Origin of the sequence: Luteolibacter sp. AS25 (genome assembly GCF_046736275.1) — a bacterium.
GTDB lineage: Bacteria > Verrucomicrobiota > Verrucomicrobiia > Verrucomicrobiales > Akkermansiaceae > Luteolibacter.
Genome location: NZ_CP151837.1, coordinates 1,012,842 through 1,034,068 on the forward strand (window position 1 = coordinate 1,012,842; position 21,227 = coordinate 1,034,068).

General features: G+C 53.3%; 19 protein-coding genes and 1 tRNA gene. 13 read left to right on the forward strand and 7 right to left on the reverse strand.

Annotated elements, in window-relative coordinates:
- The first annotated feature begins 44 nt into the window (after positions 1–44).
- The 9 genes from AAGA79_RS04720 (at position 45) to zigA (ending at position 13,161) form a co-directional block, all read left to right on the forward strand.
- Entirely contained in the window at positions 45–3,935 is a 3,891-nt protein-coding gene (locus tag AAGA79_RS04720; RefSeq protein WP_411827624.1) for an efflux RND transporter permease subunit, read from the forward strand.
- Positions 3,925–6,219 (forward strand): copper-transporting P-type ATPase, encoded by a 2,295-nt coding sequence (locus AAGA79_RS04725; RefSeq protein ID WP_411827625.1) that lies wholly within the window; start codon positions 3,925–3,927, stop codon positions 6,217–6,219. Before AAGA79_RS04720 ends, AAGA79_RS04725 begins: the two co-directional genes overlap by 11 nt.
- Positions 6,220–6,233: 14 nt before the next feature.
- Positions 6,234–8,618: a multicopper oxidase domain-containing protein gene (locus AAGA79_RS04730; RefSeq protein WP_411827626.1), complete on the forward strand. Its 2,385-nt coding sequence runs from the start codon at positions 6,234–6,236 to the stop codon at positions 8,616–8,618.
- Positions 8,619–8,767: 149 nt separating this feature from the next.
- Positions 8,768–9,505, forward strand: a complete 738-nt coding sequence (locus AAGA79_RS04735; protein ID WP_411827627.1) for a MauE/DoxX family redox-associated membrane protein — start codon at positions 8,768–8,770, stop codon at positions 9,503–9,505.
- Between the two features lie 72 nt (positions 9,506–9,577).
- Positions 9,578–10,189, forward strand: coding sequence for a hypothetical protein (locus AAGA79_RS04740; RefSeq protein WP_411827628.1), 612 nt, complete (start codon positions 9,578–9,580; stop codon positions 10,187–10,189).
- Positions 10,186–10,653: a hypothetical protein gene (locus tag AAGA79_RS04745; RefSeq protein WP_411827629.1), complete on the forward strand. Its 468-nt coding sequence runs from the start codon at positions 10,186–10,188 to the stop codon at positions 10,651–10,653. The genes AAGA79_RS04740 and AAGA79_RS04745 overlap by 4 nt, the downstream gene beginning before the upstream one ends.
- Positions 10,654–10,656: 3 nt before the next feature.
- Positions 10,657–10,869: a hypothetical protein gene (locus AAGA79_RS04750; protein ID WP_411827630.1), complete on the forward strand. Its 213-nt coding sequence runs from the start codon at positions 10,657–10,659 to the stop codon at positions 10,867–10,869.
- On the forward strand, positions 10,866–11,873 hold the full coding sequence (locus AAGA79_RS04755; RefSeq protein ID WP_411827631.1) for a GTP-binding protein: 1,008 nt from the start codon (positions 10,866–10,868) through the stop codon (positions 11,871–11,873). The genes AAGA79_RS04750 and AAGA79_RS04755 overlap by 4 nt, the downstream gene beginning before the upstream one ends.
- 82 nt (positions 11,874–11,955) lie before the next feature.
- The gene (gene zigA / locus AAGA79_RS04760; protein WP_411827632.1) at positions 11,956–13,161 is read left to right on the forward strand and encodes a zinc metallochaperone GTPase ZigA; all 1,206 of its coding nucleotides are present in this window, start codon (positions 11,956–11,958) and stop codon (positions 13,159–13,161) included.
- Between the two features lie 42 nt (positions 13,162–13,203).
- Here zigA and AAGA79_RS04765 read toward each other — a convergent pair whose 3' ends face one another.
- The 3 genes from AAGA79_RS04765 to AAGA79_RS04775 form a co-directional block, all read right to left on the reverse strand.
- Positions 13,204–13,500, reverse strand: a complete 297-nt coding sequence (locus tag AAGA79_RS04765; protein WP_411827633.1) for a hypothetical protein — start codon at positions 13,498–13,500, stop codon at positions 13,204–13,206.
- Between the two features lie 159 nt (positions 13,501–13,659).
- Entirely contained in the window at positions 13,660–14,448 is a 789-nt protein-coding gene (locus tag AAGA79_RS04770; RefSeq protein WP_411827634.1) for a PEP-CTERM sorting domain-containing protein, read from the reverse strand.
- Positions 14,449–14,716: 268 nt separating this feature from the next.
- Complete coding sequence (locus AAGA79_RS04775) at positions 14,717–15,109, reverse strand: translation initiation factor (protein ID WP_411827635.1); 393 nt, start codon at positions 15,107–15,109, stop codon at positions 14,717–14,719.
- Between the two features lie 101 nt (positions 15,110–15,210).
- On the opposite strand from AAGA79_RS04775, the gene ruvX reads away from it, so the two are divergent.
- The 4 genes from ruvX to AAGA79_RS04795 all read left to right on the forward strand — a co-directional run bounded on the left by ruvX (position 15,211) and on the right by AAGA79_RS04795 (position 17,253).
- Complete coding sequence (gene ruvX / locus AAGA79_RS04780; RefSeq protein ID WP_411827636.1) at positions 15,211–15,636, forward strand: Holliday junction resolvase RuvX; 426 nt, start codon at positions 15,211–15,213, stop codon at positions 15,634–15,636.
- A 2-nt stretch (positions 15,637–15,638) separates the two neighbouring features.
- Positions 15,639–16,397 carry a tRNA pseudouridine(38-40) synthase TruA gene (truA, locus tag AAGA79_RS04785; protein WP_411827637.1) on the forward strand — a complete coding sequence of 253 codons (759 nt, stop codon included), beginning with the start codon at positions 15,639–15,641 and terminating at the stop codon, positions 16,395–16,397.
- Positions 16,398–16,424: 27 nt separating this feature from the next.
- Complete coding sequence (locus AAGA79_RS04790; RefSeq protein ID WP_411827638.1) at positions 16,425–17,099, forward strand: HAD-IA family hydrolase; 675 nt, start codon at positions 16,425–16,427, stop codon at positions 17,097–17,099.
- 78 nt (positions 17,100–17,177) lie between these two features.
- Positions 17,178–17,253 (forward strand) — tRNA-Lys (locus AAGA79_RS04795).
- Positions 17,254–17,748: 495 nt separating this feature from the next.
- Here the strand turns inward: AAGA79_RS04795 and AAGA79_RS04800 are convergent.
- The 4 genes from AAGA79_RS04800 to AAGA79_RS04815 form a co-directional block, all read right to left on the reverse strand.
- A complete protein-coding gene (locus tag AAGA79_RS04800; protein ID WP_411827639.1) occupies positions 17,749–18,768 on the reverse strand; it encodes an AAA family ATPase in 1,020 nt (339 codons plus the stop codon).
- The gene (locus AAGA79_RS04805) at positions 18,765–19,910 is read right to left on the reverse strand and encodes a CHC2 zinc finger domain-containing protein (protein WP_411827640.1); all 1,146 of its coding nucleotides are present in this window, start codon (positions 19,908–19,910) and stop codon (positions 18,765–18,767) included. Before AAGA79_RS04805 ends, AAGA79_RS04800 begins: the two co-directional genes overlap by 4 nt.
- On the reverse strand, positions 19,910–20,152 hold the full coding sequence (locus AAGA79_RS04810) for a hypothetical protein (protein WP_411827641.1): 243 nt from the start codon (positions 20,150–20,152) through the stop codon (positions 19,910–19,912). Before AAGA79_RS04810 ends, AAGA79_RS04805 begins: the two co-directional genes overlap by 1 nt.
- Positions 20,153–20,225: 73 nt before the next feature.
- On the reverse strand, positions 20,226–21,164 hold the full coding sequence (locus AAGA79_RS04815) for a hypothetical protein (RefSeq protein WP_411827642.1): 939 nt from the start codon (positions 21,162–21,164) through the stop codon (positions 20,226–20,228).
- Positions 21,165–21,227: the final 63 nt, after the last annotated feature.

Consider the following 21,227-nt stretch of genomic DNA (forward strand, 5'->3'; position numbering starts at 1 on the left):
ACCTGAAAGGAATCCACTGATTTTCGGCGCAAGCCATTTTTTAAATGAACAAGCTCATCCATTTCTGTCTTCACCAGAAGCTTATCGTCTTTCTACTTCTAGCCTTCTTCATTGGCTGGGGGATCCGTGTGGCTCCGTTCGATTGGGATACGGGAAACTATCCCCGGGATCCGGTTTCCGTGGATGCCATCCCGGATCTCGGTGATAACCAGCAAATCGTTTTCACCGAGTGGCAGGGGCGGTCTCCGCAGGATGTGGAGGATCAGATCACTTACCCGATGACGGTTTCGCTGCTCGGTGTGCCGGGGGTAAGGGAGGTTCGCTCTTTCTCGATGTTCGGCGCCTCATACGTCTATCTGATTTTCGAGGAAGATGTGGAGTTCTACTGGAGCCGAAGCAGAATTCTGGAGAAATTAAATTCCCTGCCGTCCAATCTGCTTCCTGCCGATGCCACACCATCGCTCGGTCCTGATGCCACGGGGCTTGGCCAGGTTTTCTGGTATGTGCTGGAAGGGCGCGATCCCGATGGGAAACCGGCCGGTGGATGGGATCTCGACGAATTTCGCTCCATTCAGGATTGGCAGGTGCGCTATTCGCTGCTTTCCGCAGGAGGGGTAGCTGAAGTCGCCTCCATCGGTGGTTTCCAGAAACAATACCAGGTGGATGTGGATCCAGAAAAACTCCGTGCGCAGAATGTTACGCTCGCGCAGGTAACCGATGCTGTCCGGAAATCGAACCAGGAAATCGGTGCCCGGAATCTCGCGGTCAATGGTGTGGAATACTTCCTCCGTGGCACCGGATACATAGAGAAAGTGGAGGATATCAATCAGGCTGTCGTCGCTGTGCGTGGAAATACTCCTATCCTTGTGAAGCATGTGGCGGAAGTGACCCTCGGCCCCGCGATACGCCGTGGCGCACTGGATGTGAATGGTGCCGATGCTGTCGGCGGCGTAGTTGTGGCCCGCTACGGGGCAAATCCGCTGGAAGCCATTCGGAATACAAAGCAGCGCATCTCCGACCTAGAAAATGCCCTGCCAGTGAAGGCTCTCATCGACTGGGAAAAAACTACCGAATCTGAGGTCCTGGACTTCGCTGGGCGGAAGAATATAGAGAACCCGCTCGATCCCATATCCGCGGCCTCCTGGCTGGAGTTTACGAAATCCAATGACCGCAGCGCCTGGCCTAGTTGGCTCACTACCTCGCAGGTCACCATTGTGCCGTTTTACGACCGCTCCGGGCTGATCAATGAAACGCTAAATACCCTCGATGAGGCACTCTATCAGCAGGTTCTGGTCACCATCATCGTGGTGGTGGTCATGGTGCTGCATCTACGTACCAGTATCCTGATTTCCGCCATGCTCCCGCTGGCCGTTCTCATCACGTTCATCAGCATGAAACTCGCCGGCGTGGATGCGAATATCGTCGCCCTTTCAGGCATCGCGATTGCCATTGGAACGGTGGTCGATGTGGGAATTGTCCTCACGGAAAATATTCTCAGGCATCTGGATGAAGCCCCGGAGGACGAGCCGCGCTCTGCTGTGATTTACCGTGCGGTCACCGAAGTCGCGAGTGCGGTCACCACATCCGTTGCCACGACAGTCGTGAGCTTTCTACCCGTGTTCACAATGGTCGGTGAGGCTGGCCGCCTATTTCGGCCGTTGGCATATACAAAATCCTTCGCCCTGATCGCCTCGATCATCGTGGCTCTGACCATTATCCCGCCGGTTGCGCATCTGCTCTTCGGCGTTCTCCCCGGCTGGGTGAAAAACCGCCGCACGCTTTCCGCTGCCTTGCTCGCCATTGCCGGGCTCTTTGCCTTCGCATTCTCACTTTGGCTTGGCATCGGGCTGATCGCGCTGGCTCTCGGGATTCTCACACCTCTGTTCGTTTCCGGGAAATCTCTCCGGATCGGTATTGTTGCGGTGAATTTCATCGTGGCATTTCTCATCGCCTGCCTTCTGGCTATCGATTGGATGCCGCTCGGGCATGATCGCTCGGATTTCTTTAATTTGATTTTTGTGATCTTAGCGGTCGGTGGTCTGCTCGGGATTTTCCGCATTTTTGAAATGACCTACGGAAGCATCCTCAAATGGTGCCTGAATCACAAAGCACTTTTCCTTTCCGCTCCGCTGCTCCTTCTGATCTCCGCGCTCTGCATCTGGCTTGGGTTTCCGCGGGTCTTCTCTTTCATTCCTGACACATTCGGGAAAGGAGTCACCGAGACCCGCCTTTGGGTGGATGCCTCGCAGAAATTCCCGGGGCTTGGCCGCGAATTCCGTCCTGCACTCGACGAAGGCTCATTTCTCTATATGCCCACCGTTGCTCCACACGCATCGATCGATGAGGCACGGGAAGCGCTGCGCATCACAGATGCTGCCATTCATGCTATCCCTGAAGTAAGCCAGGTGGTCGGGAAAATCGGACGTGCGGAAACTCCCCTGGATCCCGCGCCGATCTCCATGATCGAGACGGTCATCAACTACGTTTCCGAATATAAATCCGACAGCAAAGGACGCATTCTGAAATTCAGAACCCGTGAAAACGGCGAGTTTTCCTACGATGGAGAGGGAAACCTTATCGTGGACAAGGACGGCGTCCCATTCCGCCAATGGAGACCACATATTCAATCGCCCGCGGATATCTGGGCCGAGATTGAAACTGCCACACGTATACCGGGCATCACGGGAGCACCAAAGCTGCAACCCATCGAAACCCGTCTGGTAATGCTACGCACCGGGATGCGCGCTCCAATGGGCCTGAAAATCAAAGGTGAATCCCTCGAAGAAATCGAAAACTTCGGATTGGAAGTGGAAAGGCATTTGCGAAGCGGAGAAATCCCCGGTCTCTCCACCAGCACCGTCAATGCCGATCGTATTGTGGGGAAACCCTACCTGGAAATCGTGCCGGACAGGGCGGCGGCATCCCGCTACGGGCTAAATATCGCGGATGTCCACGAAACGATTCAAACGGCCATTGGAGGGAAAATGGTCACGACAACGATCGAGGGGCGGGAGCGGTTCATGGTTCAGGTCCGCTTCACCCGAGAGGACCGCGATACGCTGGAAGCGCTCGAAGATGTTTTGGTGGACTCCAGGGAAGGGGCCCAGATCCCGCTCTCCCAGCTAGCGGATATCCGCTATGTCCGCGGTCCGCAAATGATCAAGGCTGAGGATACTTTCCTCACAGGCTACGTCACCTTCGGCTCGGAGCCCGGCACAGCGGAAGTGGATGTGGTGGAGGCGGCAAGAGACTACCTGTTGAAGATGGAAGGGGAGGGGAAACTTATCCGCCCGGAGGGAATCCGTTATGACTTTGCCGGGAACTATGAAGCCGCCCTCGAATTTGACCGCACCCTCATGATCATGCTTCCGCTCTGCCTTGGAGTCATTTTCGTACTGCTTTACCTGGATAGCAAATCCGTGAGCACCACACTCATTGTCTTTACCGGAGTCGCAGTTGCATGGGCCGGTGGCTTTCTCATGCTCTGGCTTTACGGAAGGCCGGGTTTCCTCGATTTCGAGGTATTCGGCCATCACGTCGGGGATCTGTTCAATACGGGTCCGGTGAATCTCTCTACCGCAGTTTGGGTAGGCTTCCTCGCCCTATTTGGTATCGCCACCGATGACGGCGTCGTCATTTCCACCTACCTCCGACAGAAATTCGAAGAGCTGAAACCCACGAGCACAGCTGAAATCCGGGAGGCAACTCTCGAGGCCGGCCTCCGTCGTGTCCGCCCCTGCCTGATGACTACCGCCACCACCTTGCTGGCACTTTTACCAGTTCTCACCAGCACCGGCCGCGGCTCCGATCTCATGGTCCCCATGGCCGTCCCCATCTTCGGTGGTATGTTTATCGAACTCATGACCATGTTCGTCGTCCCCGTCCTCTTCTGCCTTGTGAAAGAAATCTCACAAAAATTTTCCCATGAAAAATAAACAACAACACGACTGCTGCAAAAACCACGATCACAAGATCGACCCCGCCGAGACCAAAGCGCGTCCCGATCAGTGGACGTGCCCGATGGACCCAGAGGTGATTTCCGATAAACCCGGAGACTGCCCCAAGTGCGGCATGGCGTTGGAGCAAGTCCCAGCCATCCCCGGACAAACTCTCTACACCTGCCCGATGCATCCGGAAGTCATCGAGGACGCCCCCGGCGATTGCCCGAAATGCGGCATGCCCCTGGAGCCGATGTCACCGGTCGATGGCGACGAACACTCCCAAGCGGAAATCCGTTCCCTGACCCGGAAATTCTGGATTGCCGCCGCCCTCACCCTTCCCGTTCTCCTTCTCGCCATGGGCGGCATGATTCCCGGACTGAATCTCCACAACGCCATCCCACGCTCCATCTCGAAATGGATCGAATTCATCCTCGCCACTCCAGTCGTCTTCTGGGCGGGCGGCATTTTCTTCGTGAAAGGCTGGCGCTCCATCACCGCCCGCAGCCTGAACATGTTTACCCTCATCATGATCGGCGTCGGCGCGGCATGGCTCTACAGCACCGTGGCGGTATTCATTCCACAGATCTTCCCTGATACATTCCGCATGGATGGCGAGGTCGGCCTCTACTTCGAAGCCGCCGCCGTCATCACCGTGCTCGTCCTACTCGGACAATTGTTAGAAGCCCGCGCCCGCAGCCGCACCGGCCAGGCAATCCAATCCTTGCTTGGCCTCGCCGCAAAAACCGCCCACCGCCTCACCGAAGGCGAGGAAGAAGAAGTCCCCATCGAGCACATCAAAAAAGGCGACCTGCTCCGCGTCCGTCCCGGCGAAAAGATCCCCATAGACGGCAGCATCACCGAGGGCAGCAGCCACATTGATGAATCCATGATCACCGGCGAGCCGGTTCCCGTCACCAAACAAACCGGCGACAAGGTCATCGGCGCCACCGTGAATCAAACCGGCTCCTTCGTCATGAAAGCCGAAAAAATCGGCAGCGAAACCCTGCTTTCCCAGATCGTCACCATGGTCTCCGAGGCACAACGCAGCCGCGCGCCCATTCAGAAAATGGCCGACACCATCGCTTCGTTCTTCGTCCCTATCGTTCTGGCTGCATCCGTCGCTACCTTCATCATCTGGTCGATCTGGGGCCCCGATCCCGCGATGGCCTTCGCCATGGTCAACGCCGTCGCCGTCCTCATCATCGCCTGCCCCTGCGCCCTCGGCCTCGCTACCCCCATGTCCATCATGGTCGGAGTCGGCCAGGCGGCGGAAAAAGGCATCCTCATCAAAAATGCCGAGGCCATCGAGACTGCCGAAAAAGTCACCGTCCTCATCACCGACAAAACCGGCACCCTCACCGCAGGCAAACCCGCCGTCACCGACATGATCGTCATCGAAGGAGCCGACATGGACGCCCTCCTCGGCGATGCCGCCGCCCTCGAAGAAAGCTCCGAGCACCCCCTCGCCCGAGCCATCGTCAACGCTGCGAAGGACGAAAAACTCCAGATCCCCGAAAGCACCGATTTCCAATCCACCACCGGCGGCGGGGTCAGCGGAACCATCTCCGGGAAAACTATACGTGTCGGGAAAAAGTCATTCCTCGAAGACTCCGGCATCACCTTTACCAAAGACCTCGAAACCGAAGCCACCCGCCTCCAGAGCGAAGCGAAAACCATCGTCTGGATCGCCCGCGACAAGCAGGCCGAGGGCATCCTCGCCATCTCCGATCCCATCAAGGAATCCAGCGCCGCCGCCATCAAAGTCCTCCACGAACAGGGCATCCGCATCATCATGGCCACCGGTGACAACATCCACACCGCCGAAGCAGTAGGCAAAAAACTCGGCATCGATGAGATCCACGCCGGCCTCAGCCCCGCCGACAAAATCCAACTCGTCCGCGATCTGAAAGCCAAAGGCGAAGTCGTCGCCATGGCCGGCGACGGCATCAATGACGCGCCCGCCCTCGCCGAAGCCCAGGTCGGCATCGCCATGGGCACCGGCACCGATGTCGCCATCGAAAGCGCCGCCATCACCCTCGTAAAAGGCAACCTCGACGGCATCGCCAAAGCCATAGCCCTCAGCCGTGGGGTCATGAAAAACATCCGCCAGAACCTCTTCTTCGCTTTCGCCTACAACGCCATCGGCATCCCCATCGCCGCCGGCATCCTCTACCCGATCACCGGCACTCTTCTTAGCCCGATGATCGCCGGAGCCGCCATGAGCTTCAGCTCTCTCTCCGTCATCCTCAACGCCCTCAGACTCCGCAAAACCCTCTGAAAAACCCACCGATTATGAAAATCATCATCCTGACCCTGACATTTCTAACAACTTTTGTTTCCGCGAAAGTCGTCGAATACAACCTCACCATCGCCAACCAGGAGGTGAACATCACCGGTAAAGCAGTAAAAGGCATGACCATCAACGGCGGCATCCCCGGTCCCGTCCTGCGTTTCACCGAAGGCGATACCGCCGTGATTCATGTCACCAATGAGATGACCATGCCGACCTCCGTCCACTGGCACGGGTTGTTGCTTCCCAATAACATGGACGGAGTTCCATTCGTCACCTATCCGCCGATCAAACCCGGCACCACCTTCACCTACCGTTTCCCCATCCGCCAGACCGGCACCTACTGGTATCACTCGCATTCCGGGATGCAGGAGCAGCGCGGGGTTTTCGGCTCCATGGTCATACTTCCGAGGGAAAGATCCCATGGAGAGGATCGAGACCACGTCGTCCTGCTATCTGACTGGACGAACAAAAATCCCATGGAAATCCTCCGCAACCTGCGCCGAGGTTCCGAGTTTTTCGGAGTCGAAAAGAGAACCGCGCAAAGCGTGCTCGGAGCGGTGAAGACAGGAAAACTCAGCGAATATTTCCAGCGCGAAGCCATGCGCATGCCTGCGATGGATCTCGCCGATGTCGCTTACGATGCCTTCCTCGTTAACGGAAAACCCGAGGAAACCCTCAACGCCAATCCAGACGAAACCGTCCGACTGCGCGTGATCGATGGCTCGGCCAGCACCTTTTTTCACCTCAGCTACGCAGGCGGCCCCATGACAATCGTCTCGGCGGATGGACAGGCAGTGGAGCCTTTGAAAATGACGAAACCCATACTCATGGGAGTCGCCGAAACCTACGACGTGCTGGTCAAAGTCCCCGAAAACGGTGCCTATGAGTTCCGCGCGACCGCCCACGACGGCTCCGGACACAGCTCGCTCTGGATCGGATCGGGTGATCGCAAACCAGTGGCCGATCTACCCAAACCATTTGTCTATGACACCATGATGGGCTTCAACTGGAAGAACGCCTTTGCCCTCACTCCAGCTGGAACCATGGGCATGCCGGATCGCGATGTGGATGCCGGAAAATTCGATAAGCCGGGCATGAACATGGGCGGTATGGACATGCCCATGGGCGAAATGGATCACGGAAAAACCATGAAGATGCATATGGCGATGGAAGGCATGGATCACTCAGGGATGAAGATGGACGAGATGGAAATGTCGGAAATGGATCACTCGGAGATGAAAAAGCCGAAGATGGATCATTCGAAAATGAGGGGAATGAAAGACATGCCCTCCATGCCGGAGATGAACAAAGACAAGGGAGTGAAGCACAACCCGCCAGTCTGGTATGATTTCCTTCTCCGGGAGGATGCAGCAAAGTCACCCATGCTTGCCACAGACTCCATGATGTCAGAGCAGCGCCCGTTTCCACCTTACAAGAAACTCCGAGCCATCAAGGATACCTCGTTTCCCTCCAGCGCGCCACGACGTGACTTCCGCCTCACCCTCGATGGCGACATGAACCGCTACGTCTGGATGATCAACAACAAGCCGATCAAGCCAGAGGACGACATCATCATCCGCGAAGGGGAAGTCATCCGTTTCATCATGATCAACCGCACCATGATGCACCACCCGATGCACCTTCACGGCCATTTCTTCCGCGTCATCAACGGCCAAGGGAAACGCTCACCGCTCAAGCACACAGTCGATGTCGCACCGATGACCACCACCGTCATCGAGTTTATGGCGGATGAGCCGGGCGATTGGTTTTTCCACTGCCACTTGCTCTACCACATGATGAGCGGCATGGCCCGCGTGGTGGAATACGAAAGCTTCACCGTGGACGCGGAAACAGAAGCCGTCCGTGAGGAAATCTATGTGGAGAACAATCCATGGTTCTTCTATGGATTCGCGGATGTGCTCAGCAATGAGACCCAAGGAACAATCACCTTTTCTGATCCTCAGAACATCCTCATGCTGAACTGGGAAGCCGGCTGGGATGGAGTCGAAGGCACGGAATGGGAAACAGATCTTACCTACGGCCGCTACTTCAACCGCTTCACCACCGTCTTTGCCGGGGTTTACGCGGAAGGAATGAATTCCACCCGCGAGGACGAGCGTCTCATCGCTGGTATCCGCTATCTGCTTCCCGGAAATTTCATGTCTCAGGCATGGATCGATGATGACGGCGAAGCGCGTTTCGCGCTCGAGCGCGAACTCATGATCACCCCGCGCCTTGGGATTTTCGGAGAGGTGGAATACGACACTATGGAAGACTGGTCCTACCAAGCCGGGCTCTCATATATCCTGACTCAATATGTCTCCGCCACTGCGCTTTGGGATACCACATACGGAGTGGGTGCTGGGTTTACCCTCAGATTTTGAACCGGTGGCCACACCGTCGCCTTGGGCCGTCTTGGCCTAAGATTTGCAATTGATGCAGGGGACGCTACGCCAGTGTCGACAAATGTTTAAAAATTGTAGGCCTGTTTCTACCCAAGCTTGCGTTTTGCAATATTTACCAACTTAAAATTATGAAACACAAATCCGCAACAATCTACCGTATGGTCACCCCGAAGCATCTATGCCCTTGGGGGATCAAAGCCTTCGATCTGCTGAAGAGAAATGGCTACAATATAGAAGACAAGCACCTGGAAACGAAGGATGCGAACAAGGCCTATAAAGAGGAAAACGGCTACGACGAGACTCCACAGATCTTTGTGGAAGGCGAGAGGATTGGTGGTTATGACCAGCTCCGCGAGCATCTTGGGCTAGGCCCGGATCCGAAGGAAGGGAAAACCTACCAGCCGGTATTGGCTGTGTTCGCCGTTACATTTCTCATGGCTATCACAACCACGTGGGCGCTGCAGGGCTCACTTGATCTTGTTCGCATCATCGAGCTGTTTATAGCTTTCAGCATGTGTGTGCTTGGCATCCTGAAAATCCAGGACCTCATGTCGTTTGCTACCGGATTCGTTCAATATGATCTCGTGGCCCGCCGCTACGTTCCGTATTCGTATGTTTACCCATTTGTGGAGGCTGGCGCAGGGATCCTGATGATCGCCGGACTGTTTACCTGGATCGCGGCGCCTGCTGCGCTGATAGTCAGCACTATCGGTGCTGTTTCTGTGATCAAGGCTGTTTATATCGAAAAACGGGACCTGAACTGTGCCTGTGTTGGGGGGGGAAGTGAGGTGCCTCTTGGGTTTATCTCACTTACTGAAAACCTCATGATGATGGCGATATCCGTCTGGATGCTGCTGAAAGCCTGAGTGAAGATTCCAAAAATATCCTAACTAACACAAGTTACTTGCATTAGGTGTTAATGCGAATAACTTGCGTTTATGAAATTTGAAAGCAATCTGCCTCCTGTAGTAGGTTCGCAAAGATCCACGGCGTTACTTCGAGATCTAGCCGCTGCCTTCACCCAGCAAATGTTTTTCTGGGGTATGGATGCATCGGTTTCGTCGGGAAACCTGTTCCAGAAAAGTGGTTTTCAGAAATCACCTTCGTTGGGACTTAAGGGGACCAGTTGCTATTCTCTACCTTGGCAGGGAGGATCTATTTTTCTGCATGGATCCTGCGTGGGATGGCTCCCGGGCGCCGGAAGTCCCGGCCTTATGTTCATCCGGAACACTGGTAAATGCTTTCTTTGGCAAGGCTTGGAACCGCCGATTCCAGGTAAATGGCCAAAGGAACTGATTTCCAGTGTGGATTTGTTTGAGGATATTCTGGTCCTCACTCCATTTCTCGAATGGTGGCTGGAACACGAGGCTTGGGTATCTGCCGAAATGGGAAGCGCTTATCGCACGAATTGCTACCGCAGTTACAAATCCCTTTCCAAATCCAAACCTTGGTTAACTCCGGAAAACTCGGTTGCCTGGCTTCACTTGCTCCTCGAAAATCCGGGAAAGGTATCCCGAGCGAAGAATTTCAGCCGTCAGGTATCTGCATGAGTGGTTCCCAAAATACGCCACCTATCCGCCGGCAAATCAGCGGCACCGCCAACGATCCCGGCCTCGCCACAGACTTGGGACTCCATTCCGAAATTCCCATCGAAGTCCCGGAGATCGAAGACGCCAACCGCGAGAATTCCCGCATCCTCAAGCGGCTCCTTGTCATCGTGGGCGAGCACGAGCGCTCCGCCCACCGCCTCGGAATCGAGCTCTCAAACACGGATATGAAATCAGTGATCGAGGCGCTACGCCAGCATGCACTCAAAGGCACAATACCTACTTTTCCGCACCCGGAAGAAGTCCGGCAATACGTGTTGGAAACTCTCTTCGCAGAGTTCGTCGAGGAGCCCAGCAACATCCTCTACACCACTCGTACCGGTGAGGACACCATGCGTTACCACGCTATGAAACCTGTCTTCTGGATCGAGTCCCTCGACCTGCTGGAAACAACCATTACCGAATAATTTATGCACACCTTCCCGAATTATAACCATTGGCGGAACGCCATAACCGGCGCCTGCGGACTCACTCTCACTGCCTCATACTGCCGTGAGCGTATCGCCGCCCTTGGAGACTCCACAAATTCAAGCACCAGATCCTTCGAGGAAACATACGGTGAGTCTTACCTCGCCCAAGTCATCTCCTGGTTCCAGGAAGCAGAAAGAGAGGCCCGTAAATGATCACTGCTCCTGAAAATATAAGGCCTCTGCCGCTTACCAAGCCGCTACTTCTTCTCACCGGGTTTCTTGGAGCAGGGAAAACAACATTTCTCCGTAAACTTCTCACCGCTCTCAAGCCATGGCAGGTAAACGCCGATGTTATTCTCAATGATTACGAAAATGCTCACATCGATGCAGAGACATTACGAGATACCGCTGCGTCCGTAGAGGCCATAGCCGCCTCGTGTGCCTGCTGCGAGGGGCTGGAATTCCTTGTGGATCTCTCAATTTCCGCGAATGCCTCCCGCAACGATATTCTACTCGTCGAGGTCAACGGAACTGCTGATCCCATACCTCTTCTTGAATCCTTTATACTCTTGGAAAGTAAACTCCGCCGCAATCCCCGCTGGCAGGTTTGCGTGATTGATGCCCGTAACCTCGGGAACCGTGGAGCCTATCGCTCACTAGAAGAGCTCCAGCTGGAGACCGCCAGTCACTTCCACCTGAGTCATGCGGATGGTATTTCCAAAATTGAGCGAAATCACCTCTACGAGAGGATCCGGGCGATCAACCCTACTGCCAGCGAGATTACACCCGAGCGAATGGCGGAGGAACTAGCCAAGGCCGCGAGCCGTGATATGCGTCTGCTTCTGGACCGCAAGCCACCTCAGCGGGATCGACTCTTTTCACCTATACCTAGCAAAGGTCGCGCTACAGCCCACCAGTTCACCGGCTGCCAGATACTTCTTCCTGATCGCTTGAGTCGCAGCTCCATCTGGTCATGGCTCGCCGCTCTTCCACCTAGCGTGATACGCGCCAAAGCACTTGCCACTGTCGATGGGGAGCCGGGTATCCGCAGGCTCTTCGAGCGAGTGGGTGTCGAAATCATGGGCGATCCGTTTGAGGTTCCCATCAGCCCTCGCGTCCCGGCCTCCGCCATCCTCATCGGCCCGGACCTCGATCCGGACGAGCTTCTGGAAATCACCCGCCGCGAGTTGGGAGAAGAGTGCCATCTGCCCGACTGAATTCCTGAATGCCGGACACCCGGACCTCATGTTCCACGGCACTCTATGTGGAAATTTCTAGCTCCTATAAATTCGTTCTCTCATGACAACAACTACTTCCAAGCTCCCCGTCACCGTCCTCTCCGGCTTTCTCGGAGCAGGGAAAACCACTCTTCTTAATCACATACTGCGCAACCGGGAAGGCAAGCGCGTCGCAGTCATCGTCAATGACATGAGCGAGGTAAACATCGATGCCGCGCTCGTCCGCAATGGCGATGCTTCACTTTCGCATACCGAGGAAAAAATGGTCGAGATGTCCAACGGTTGCATCTGCTGCACACTCCGCGAAGACCTTTTGGTAGAAGTGGGCAAGCTCGCCAAGGAAGGTCGGTTTGACCACCTCCTCATCGAGTCCACCGGCGTTTCCGAACCCATGCCCGTCGCCGAGACTTTCACCTTCGAGGACGAGGACGGAAAATCCCTCGGCGACATCGCGGGAATTGATACCATGGTCACCGTGGTGGATGCCTACAATTTCCTCCGCGACTTCACCGCTGTGGATAAACTCAAGGATCGCGGCGAATCAATCGGCGAAGAAGACGAGCGCACCATAGTAGATCTTCTCAGCGATCAGATCGACTTCGCAAACGTTATTTTGCTCAACAAAACCGACCTAGTTAGCGAAGAACAACGCCACACCATCCATGGGATGATTCGTGCGCTCAATCCGCAGGCGAAAATCTACGACACCGTGGATTCCGAAATTCCACTCGATGCCGTCTTGGGAACAGGTCTCTACGATCAGAAGCTCGCCGAGCAACACAAAGGCTGGCTGGACTCACTTATCGAGCACACCCCTGAAACGGAGGAATACGGCATTTCAAACTTTGTCTACCGTAGTCGCATTCCATTCCATCCGCAGCGGCTCTTCGAAGTTTTCCAGCAGGAATGGCCCGGCGTAATTCGTTCCAAAGGTATTTTCTGGCTCGCCACCCGTCTCAAATACGCCGGCTACTGGTCGCAGGCCGGAGCCATCGGCAAGCACCAATGCGCCGCCCATTTCTGGGCTGCGGTTTCAAAGAAACAATGGCCGGAAGAAACCAGCGATATCGAAGCGGTCTGGGAAGAGCCCAATGGCGATTGCCGTCAGGAAATCGTCCTCATCGGCACCGGTATGGATCAGGATGTCTTGATAGAAATGTTCCAGTTCGCGCTACTTACCCCGGAGGAATTCAATTCTCCGCAGAAAAAGTGGAAAAAAGCATTCAAAGACCCATTTCCCAAATGGAGCATGGGACTTCTCGGATAAAATAGAAAAACTTCAAAGAGCGGCCCAAACAGGGGAACGCTCTTATTTTTTCTCGATACCCAGTTCTTTCAGTAGCAAAAGATCCAGTTCGGCCTCACTTGGCTTCACTGATTCCGAGTCGCCAAGCTTGATGATCTGCAACTGTTTCGATGTTTTCCCGATCGCGAGGAAAACATCCTTCCCGCCGGGTAAACCGGAATACATGGTCGCTTCCACTTTCCCGAAAAAACGCCCGTCACCACCTTCGCTCGTCATCATCTCTCCGGCTTCTGTTGTGTAGCCTGAAAAATTCGCGCTGATTGCGGTTTCGATATATTGCTGGATTTCCGGAGCGGTCATGAACTGATTTTTCAAAACAACGCCTTCTACACAAGAATCAAGATTCGCTTGCTTCGGGGAGTGTGGATATTCAGCAATTTCCACACTTCACCATATAACAAAAAAAACGCATGACCCCGAATGATCGGGATCATGCGTTTTTGAAAAGTCTGAATCTGACTAGCGTCGACGGTAGCCTACAAGACCCGCGATCGATCCAATCATAACAAGCAGGGTGCTGGAAGGCTCGGGAATAGCGACACCTGTGATACCGAAGCCTGCATTGTCGATGAAATTACCGGAAGCCACGAGGCCTGAACCCGTGCTCACTGCTTCGTAGCTGAAGCGGTAGGTTCCACCTGCAATAGCAGTCGCAATATCCACACCCTGGTAGAGGGCGAAGCCATTGAACTCATTGGAATCATTGATATTATCAGTCGTTACGGTGCGAGAGAAAAGGACAGTGTCTGTTGCGTCATATGTCCCGTTGGCACCTAGATCAGTGATGGAAAAAGTCATCACATCATTCAATCTATCCGGATTTATGACAGTAGATGGATCGTTGTATCCACGTCCTCTGTGTAAGAATGTGTAATCAATTAAGCCACCTTCGGTGAAAGTGACGTCCTGAAAGAGTGTTGAAACTTGGGTCGCGTTGATTTCTGCGAAATAGTCGCCTCCGTCAGTGGCAGTAGTGGTGCCGTTCGCTGAGTTAACGCCACGGAAGCCATCACCCCAGATCTCAATTTTACCGTCTGAGGCAGTTGTTTGCCAACCGGGAACGTTGGTCGAGAACTGTTGGCCGCCAATTGCAGGACGTCCTGTGTAATCACTCTCGAAATCTCCGTTAATCAAGAGGTTCTGAGCTGAAGCGACTCCGCAAAGTAGAGCCATTGCGGAGAGGGCGGAGGTAATTACCTTATTTTTCGAGGCACCAGGCATAGGTGTGCCAACGTATTGAAATATCATACTTCGGGGGGGGTGGGGGGTGAGGGGGACAGAGGTGGACCCAACAGATTGTCAGACCACTTCCAACTTCAATGAACCTGATCCAATGTGAACTAACAAGAATTTTCTTGGGAATTTGATAGCTAACCAATCCGACCTATCGGGAGGTCTCGAATATGAACCAGCATCCATTTCTTGTTTCCGGGGGCTTCAGTCGGTAGCAGCCAGACAGGTTTCTTCCCGGGGAAGTAGGGATTCAATGGAATCCCGGTAAGCAATAAATTGCGGTCTAACCTCCTGCAAATACAGGCCTGAATCCAGCTTCTGTTAGGATGCGTTTCACTTCATCCCGTTTGTCACCCTGGATCTCGATGTTGCCGTCTTTCACTGTGCCACCGACACCGCAGGCTTTTTGTATCTTTTTCGCAAGATCCTGTTTTTCGGCCAAGGTTATGCCGGTAAAGTTTTTGGCTACTGTGACTCCTTTTCCTCCGCGATGTGCGGTTTGGCGGGTGATGTCGACACGGCCACGGTTTGTGTTTTTCTGCCCACGTTTCGAGGTTTTGATCGGAACCACTGGAGCTGCCGATTCGGGGCCGGACGGTAAATCTCCCAGTGCATCCAAAGCACCGAATGCATTGGGCTGCTGCTGCTCCGCAGCTTTTTGTTTCTGCCTGCTCATGGGAACCATTCAAGGGAGGATCAGGTAAACCTCACGCTTAATCGTGCTGAATATTTCCTTCCTTGCAGCAGGGAGGCCTGGCAGGTGATCCTGCGGGCATCTTGAACGATTCCCCACATCCAGCTCTAGGCATAGATTACGGCGATTCCCGTATCGGTATCGCCGCAACCGACGATTTCGGCATCATGGCTCATCCCGTTGCTACGGTTCCAACAGGTTCTGCGGATCCGATTCAGGAAATTTTGAAAATCGTCGCCGGCAGGAAATCGAAGACACTCATTGTTGGCTTACCGCTGCGGCTGGATGGTTCCGAAGGGGATTCCGCCAAGAAGGTCAGAGTTTTTGCCAAGAAGCTCGCAGCCGCTATTCCAGGGTTGCCGATGTTTTTCGTGGATGAGACCTATACCACTGCGGACGCATCGGAAAAACTCCGGGCAGCAGGGCGGAAGGCGCATCAGCAGAAGGGCGTGATAGATCAGGCAGCTGCCGTTGAAATTCTGAATCGCTGGATGGAGGAGAGTTTATGAGAATGAAGCTGACCATAGCCTACGACGGTAGACCTTACCTCGGCTGGCAATCCCAGACAGGCGGAAATACAGTGCAGGACCTAATAAACGGTGCGCTGGCGGAAGTAGCAAAAGAGCCTATACGTATACAAGGCTCTGGCCGCACTGACACGGGAGTGCATGCGCTAGGTCAAATTGCACATTTCGATCCACCAGCTGGATCTTCGATGAATCCTTACAACTGGGTCCCAGCTCTCAATACGAAGCTTCCGGCGACGATCCGTATCATGGAATGCGAGGAAGTTTCCGCTGACTTTCACAGCCGCTTTTCCGCTGCAGGAAAAAAGTATTTCTACGATGTCTGCACGGATCCTGTGCTGCCTCCCCTCAAGTCCGGTTTGGCCTGGCATCTGCCGCGGTTACTTGATGCGGATGTGTTGCAGCAAGCGCTGCGACTATTCGAAGGGAGACATGATTTCCATGCCTTCGCCGCCTACCGCGGAAACGAGCAGGAGGATACCGATTATGTCCGGGAGGTTTTCTCAGCGGAGTTGGAAACACTGGCGGATGGCTATCGCTTGAAATTTCATGGGGATGGATTTCTTTACAAGATGGTGAGGATGCTTGCTGGATCTTCGATCAAGGCTGCCCAAGGACGCTTACGGCTTGATGATCTGGAGAGGCTCTTGGATCAGCCGGAAGGTTTGCCGCATGGCAAGGCTCCGCTCTGCGCTCCTCCTGATGGCCTATTTCTGGAGCAGGTGATTTATCCGGCGGGTTGAAAGATCTTTCCCGAGCCATTGATCTCTATGAAAGGCAATCATTTGGTCATCTTTGATGCTGCGGGGACGTTGTTCGATACGGCGGAACCAGTGGAGGCTGTCTACTCCCGGTGTTTTCTGAAATACGGTTTTGAAATTCCGGAGCGGATCTGGAAGTCGGCTTTCAGGTCTGCCTTCTCGGACACTCCTGCCCCGGATTATACGGGCTACACTGATGGAAACTCGGTGGAGAGACAGTGGTGGATGGATGTCGTATTCCATGCAGCTGCTGCAGTGGGAGTTACCTGTAGGGCGGATACGAAAGCCAAAATTTTCGAGGAGCTATTTTCACATTATGAGAAAGGAGATGCATGGAGGCTCTTCGGGGACACCATCCCTGCTTTGGATTTTTACAGAGAATCAGGAGCAAGGTTGGCGATCGCCTCGAATTTTGACTCCAGGCTCCATCGGGTGATCGATGATCTCGGTGTGAGTGGGTATTTTGAATTTGTCCTGACATCCGGGGATGTTCTCGCAAGAAAGCCGTCTCCCGTGATTATCGAGAAATTACTGGAAATTTCCGGTGTGGACCGGGCGCAATGTTGCCTGATTGGTGATTCTACGGGGGCCGATGGCGGTGCGGCTGCGGCTGCCGGAATACAGTTTTACCTGATAGACCGGCCATCCAAAACCCTGGCGGATGTGGAAATGCATTTTTCTTAAAGTTTTAGCGAAAATGAGCTTGCCAATCTCGGGGGTTCCACACTAGGTTTCCGCCCCGCCGCGAGAGTGGCACCCAACGCGCAGATAGCTCAGTTGGTAGAGCAGTTGGCTTTTAACCAATTGGTCCTGGGTTCGAGTCCCAGTCTGCGTACCATTCTTTTAATCCGCTTAGTCTTAATGGCTAAGCGGATTTTTTGTATCCGGAATTTCCGAATTGGTAACATAGTGGTAACAGTTGATTACGTCCGGTTAGATTTTCTTTCACACGGGCACTTGGTCCAGAGAAAGTCGTGCCGAGAAATACCCAGAGCCAATCGGCGCAGAAGGGATCTGTGCTGAAAAGTACTCCAGATTTCTGCGGCTGTTTCTGGAGAAGGATTTGGGAATGAGAATTTGCCAAGAATTGTTTCAGGATCTGCCAAGATGGCTTCGGTGATTAATGGAAGGGTTTGAGGTGGGGGAGTCGACGCTTCTGGAAACCGCTGGAGAGCTCTCGTTTCCCTGATCTACGGAGGATGTTTCTAAGCTGGTTTCTTGGAAACATCGGTAGAATATAGGATAAGGAGATCTAGTTTCCATTCGTTTCGGTTTTGGTTTCCATTCGTTTCTCGTTTCCCGCTCTAAGGGGAAGAAACAGGAAACGGTATTATTAGACTGGGAGATAGCGGCCATTGCGGATCTTCATTTTCCCTTCCTCATCAGCTTTACGTGCCCATTTGGAGATTGTGCTTTTTGCCTTTCCAAGTTCTTGCGCGATATCAGTTGCGGAAGCCATTCCACCCTGAACGAGATCGAGCATTTGGCTTCGAGGATCAATTGTTGCGGTAGTGATCATCATCTCGCCTTCTCCTTGTTTTATTGTCCACGCTAAGGCCGGGACGTCGGAAGCCGTGCAATTCCTTTGCTTAGTGAAGCGGGTTTTGAACTCATGACCTTCTTCCTGGCCAGTATCGGACTCCTCTAGACTGAGAATCCAGTGAGCCATGTCTTCTCGCCTGCTTGTCCCTCGAATATTGCCGTTTCTTCCGGCATGACAAACAAGGATAACTGCGATTCCGTCACGGCGGAGTTCTAGCAACCAAGGCGATACCTGTTCCCACGAATCGCTTTCGTTCTCATTCAGTCCCTTGAAGGCAGTTGAGAGATTGTCGAGAATGAGGACGTCGATTTCCTCTGCCAGACAGTGTTCTTTGAGAGCGTTCTGTTGGATGGGGTCGGCAAGATTGAGGGAGAGCTTGTCCTCTGACTTTGTGAAGACAACCTCATGACTGAGGAGGTGGAACTGGTCATTTCTGATCGCGAGTTGTTGGCATCTTTTTTGAAGATCGTAGAGATTCATTTCAGAGTCCAAATAAAGAACGTTTTTACCGACTGAAGCTTCCCAATGGTTTCCAAGTTTTCCGCCTTCGGTAAGGACTTTGGAGATCATGAGACTAAGCCAGCTTTTGCCGACTCCACGGGGGGCAAAGACGATCCCATAATCACCTGCCCGAAAGAAAGGAGAGAGCAGTGTTTCCCGCTCGGGGATCTTCATATCTTGCAAAGCAGATCCGGAAACTGTGGAGAATTTGAAGAGTGCGGTATGTGGATTTCCCTGAGTAATTCCCGCCTCTGCCATTTCCTTGGCGAGAGCTTGCTCGGCTTTTGTTGAAGGGTTGGAAGGTTTCATGATGTGGTGTGGTCGAGGTAAAGGAGGGTTGCTGGAAGTTGGGTTTTCTCATGAATGCAGCCTGGCATCCTGAGGGGTGCGGCTGCGCATGAGTTGAGGAGGCCGGTGTCGATTCGGAAACCGGGGGCGAGGATGCGGATTGCGGCTAGGGCTTTGGGTGGTGGTCGATCAAACCAGAGGTGCAGGCTTTTGTTCCCGGTATCGATGACGGCGCGGAGGTGGAGTCCTAGCTCCTTCACGCAATATCTAGCCAAGGCGTAGCTTAGAGCTTTGTTCTGATCTCGTTCGCCGGCGTTGGTTGGCTTCTTTTCAATGAGGTCGTCACTTTCGATGATGATGAATGGTGAAGCTGCTAGGCAGTCCTTGGAGCGATGGAAGGAATCGGTAAGGAAGTGACCGGCGGCTATTCGGGGAGGCAGGGAGGCTTGCTTTAGCCAATTGCTAGTGCACTTGAAGTTCTTCCGGTGTCGTTCCTGTCCGGTATCGTAGGGTTCACCCATCCAAAGAATTACTTCCGGTGGGAAAAGGGTATTTAGAAACGCTGACGGCGACTCCTCGGGCGTGTCAGTCCATATCGGGGAACTGTGCCAGAGATCAGCCCTCCAATCTTTAGAGAGATACGCTTCGAGCTTCTTTGTTAGAGTTTTTCGTTGATGAGCGGTGAGCGTCTTTTGCTCATCTTCCTCCTCCGCCTTCGCTAGAGCTTGGCGTTTTGCCTCCTGCCTATGCTGTGCCCATTTTCTTCGTTCTTGTTGAGAGAGAGGAAGTGAATGCTCCAGGTCGATGCCAACAGCTTGTGCGCTTGATTTGATCGCTTCGAAGCTTCGCGGATCTAATTCCGAGATCTTGGCATGGAGATCGATGAGGCTTCCCCCCATCCCGCATGAGAAACACTTGAAGAGCCAGGTGCCTTTCCTTGCATCGGCGGTGAAAGAAGGGGTTTTGTCCTCATGGAGAGGACAGTGGAGTGTAAGGCTCAAGCCACGTCTATGAGTGATACGTTCACCGTGGTAACGTTCGAGGTCAGGAAGTGAATCCTTAATTTGTATGAGCTTGCGCTCATGGTCTTGGGTGCTAACCTTCTGTTGTCGGCGATCAAAACGACTTTTAGAAGGAGCCACCTGGAAAGGTGGCTTTTTCATTACTCAGTTTCCTCCTTTGGTTGCTGCTCTTTCGGAAGGAAGCTCTCGATGTATGCCTCAATTGATTGAGCATCGAAGAGCCGGGTGGCGCGGGACATCCCAGGCTCGGTTAGGGAGACGCTGCGGATCTTGCCTTGCTTCTGAAGTTGCCAGAGTTTGGTTCTGCTAATCCCGTAGGTGGCTACTGCTTTCTTGTCGCGAAGCCAGAGGGCGGTGACTGTTTGTTGCGTATGTTCGTTCATGACAAGCAACTATGAACACCTTCGTTCTAAGAGATACGACCTGAGGATTCGGCAGTTTACTAAACTGCCGAAATTAAAGGGTTTGCTTCACGGATTTCACCAAGGACTGGAATTCGTTCCACTCAATTTCTGGTAATTTTGATGCTCTGGGGTCCTCGAAGATCAATTTTGGATGGTCACCTTTTGTTCCTCTTTTTCCGCCAAGAATCTTTAAAATAGCTGCCGGACCTGTGGCTTTTTTCGATTCCTTGAGCGGCGAAATAATTTCAAGAAGTAGTAAGTGCCACTGGCTTTTCCCTCTGCCGGGAGGGTTGACTAGAGATGCTTTTGCCAGGTCCTCGACACGCCCATCTCCATAAACTTCAAAGAGGGCGGAACGTCTGCCGAAATCGATAGCGCTTTGGATAATATTCCAGAAACTGTCTTTCTTGTCTGCGTTAGAAAGCCATCCCATCTCTTCATCCATTCCCATGGGTATATACATCGCTAAATCGAAAGCTTCAGCGGCTTGTGCGAGCAATAGCTCGTGCTCATTCAATTGAGTAATTTCCAGGTTATCCTTGAGTGAGCGAGCCCATGATAATTTATGCTTAATTTGCTCTTCTACTGACCTGGGCGGCGTCTCTTTACTCACTTGAACAATAGTCGGGTGAAGCGCGGTTGCCATCACGAGTGATCTTGGTGGATGCCATCGTCCGCCAATACTGACCATGACCGTCTCTACTTTGGGAAGATCTCCGGGGTCATCGGTGGAATGAGACAAAATCTTTGTTTCTGTCTCAGCGAATGACCACCCTCTCTTGATAAGGCGAGGCGCTTGATGAGATTTCCTAACCTCGTTTTCAACCAAGATAAGTAGCCTTTTTTCATGATAATCAAGAAGGTCGGCCCAATTCTTTTGGAATGCAGGAGTGAGATTGGCTTCTGGGGTTAGCGTTTTAACCCATAAGGCAAGACTACAGTATTCAGTATCAAGTAGTTCTAATCTCTCGATTTGTCCTTTGGTTTTCATGGGGATTCAACCTTGAGTTAAGCTAGTTCGAAATGGTGCCGAGACGACGGGCCTTTCTACAAT

Bases quoted from the DNA above. Each gene is read 5' to 3' on its own strand.
- AAGA79_RS04740 (WP_411827628.1), top strand. From the start codon at position 9,578: ATGAAATTTGAAAGCAATCTGCCTCCTGTAGTAGGTTCGCAAAGATCC.
- AAGA79_RS04770 (WP_411827634.1), bottom strand. From the start codon at position 14,448: ATGATATTTCAATACGTTGGCACACCTATGCCTGGTGCCTCGAAAAAT.
- AAGA79_RS04775 (WP_411827635.1), bottom strand. From the start codon at position 15,109: ATGAGCAGGCAGAAACAAAAAGCTGCGGAGCAGCAGCAGCCCAATGCA.
- AAGA79_RS04815 (WP_411827642.1), bottom strand. From the start codon at position 21,164: ATGAAAACCAAAGGACAAATCGAGAGATTAGAACTACTTGATACTGAA.
- AAGA79_RS04730 (WP_411827626.1), top strand. From the start codon at position 6,234: ATGAAAATCATCATCCTGACCCTGACATTTCTAACAACTTTTGTTTCC.
- zigA (WP_411827632.1), top strand. From the start codon at position 11,956: ATGACAACAACTACTTCCAAGCTCCCCGTCACCGTCCTCTCCGGCTTT.
- AAGA79_RS04765 (WP_411827633.1), bottom strand. From the start codon at position 13,500: ATGACCGCTCCGGAAATCCAGCAATATATCGAAACCGCAATCAGCGCG.
- AAGA79_RS04745 (WP_411827629.1), top strand. From the start codon at position 10,186: ATGAGTGGTTCCCAAAATACGCCACCTATCCGCCGGCAAATCAGCGGC.
- AAGA79_RS04800 (WP_411827639.1), bottom strand. From the start codon at position 18,768: ATGAAACCTTCCAACCCTTCAACAAAAGCCGAGCAAGCTCTCGCCAAG.
- AAGA79_RS04735 (WP_411827627.1), top strand. From the start codon at position 8,768: ATGAAACACAAATCCGCAACAATCTACCGTATGGTCACCCCGAAGCAT.
- AAGA79_RS04810 (WP_411827641.1), bottom strand. From the start codon at position 20,152: ATGAACGAACATACGCAACAAACAGTCACCGCCCTCTGGCTTCGCGAC.
- AAGA79_RS04725 (WP_411827625.1), top strand. From the start codon at position 3,925: ATGAAAAATAAACAACAACACGACTGCTGCAAAAACCACGATCACAAG.
- AAGA79_RS04750 (WP_411827630.1), top strand. From the start codon at position 10,657: ATGCACACCTTCCCGAATTATAACCATTGGCGGAACGCCATAACCGGC.
- AAGA79_RS04805 (WP_411827640.1), bottom strand. From the start codon at position 19,910: ATGAAAAAGCCACCTTTCCAGGTGGCTCCTTCTAAAAGTCGTTTTGAT.
- AAGA79_RS04790 (WP_411827638.1), top strand. From the start codon at position 16,425: ATGAAAGGCAATCATTTGGTCATCTTTGATGCTGCGGGGACGTTGTTC.
- AAGA79_RS04720 (WP_411827624.1), top strand. From the start codon at position 45: ATGAACAAGCTCATCCATTTCTGTCTTCACCAGAAGCTTATCGTCTTT.
- AAGA79_RS04755 (WP_411827631.1), top strand. From the start codon at position 10,866: ATGATCACTGCTCCTGAAAATATAAGGCCTCTGCCGCTTACCAAGCCG.
- truA (WP_411827637.1), top strand. From the start codon at position 15,639: ATGAAGCTGACCATAGCCTACGACGGTAGACCTTACCTCGGCTGGCAA.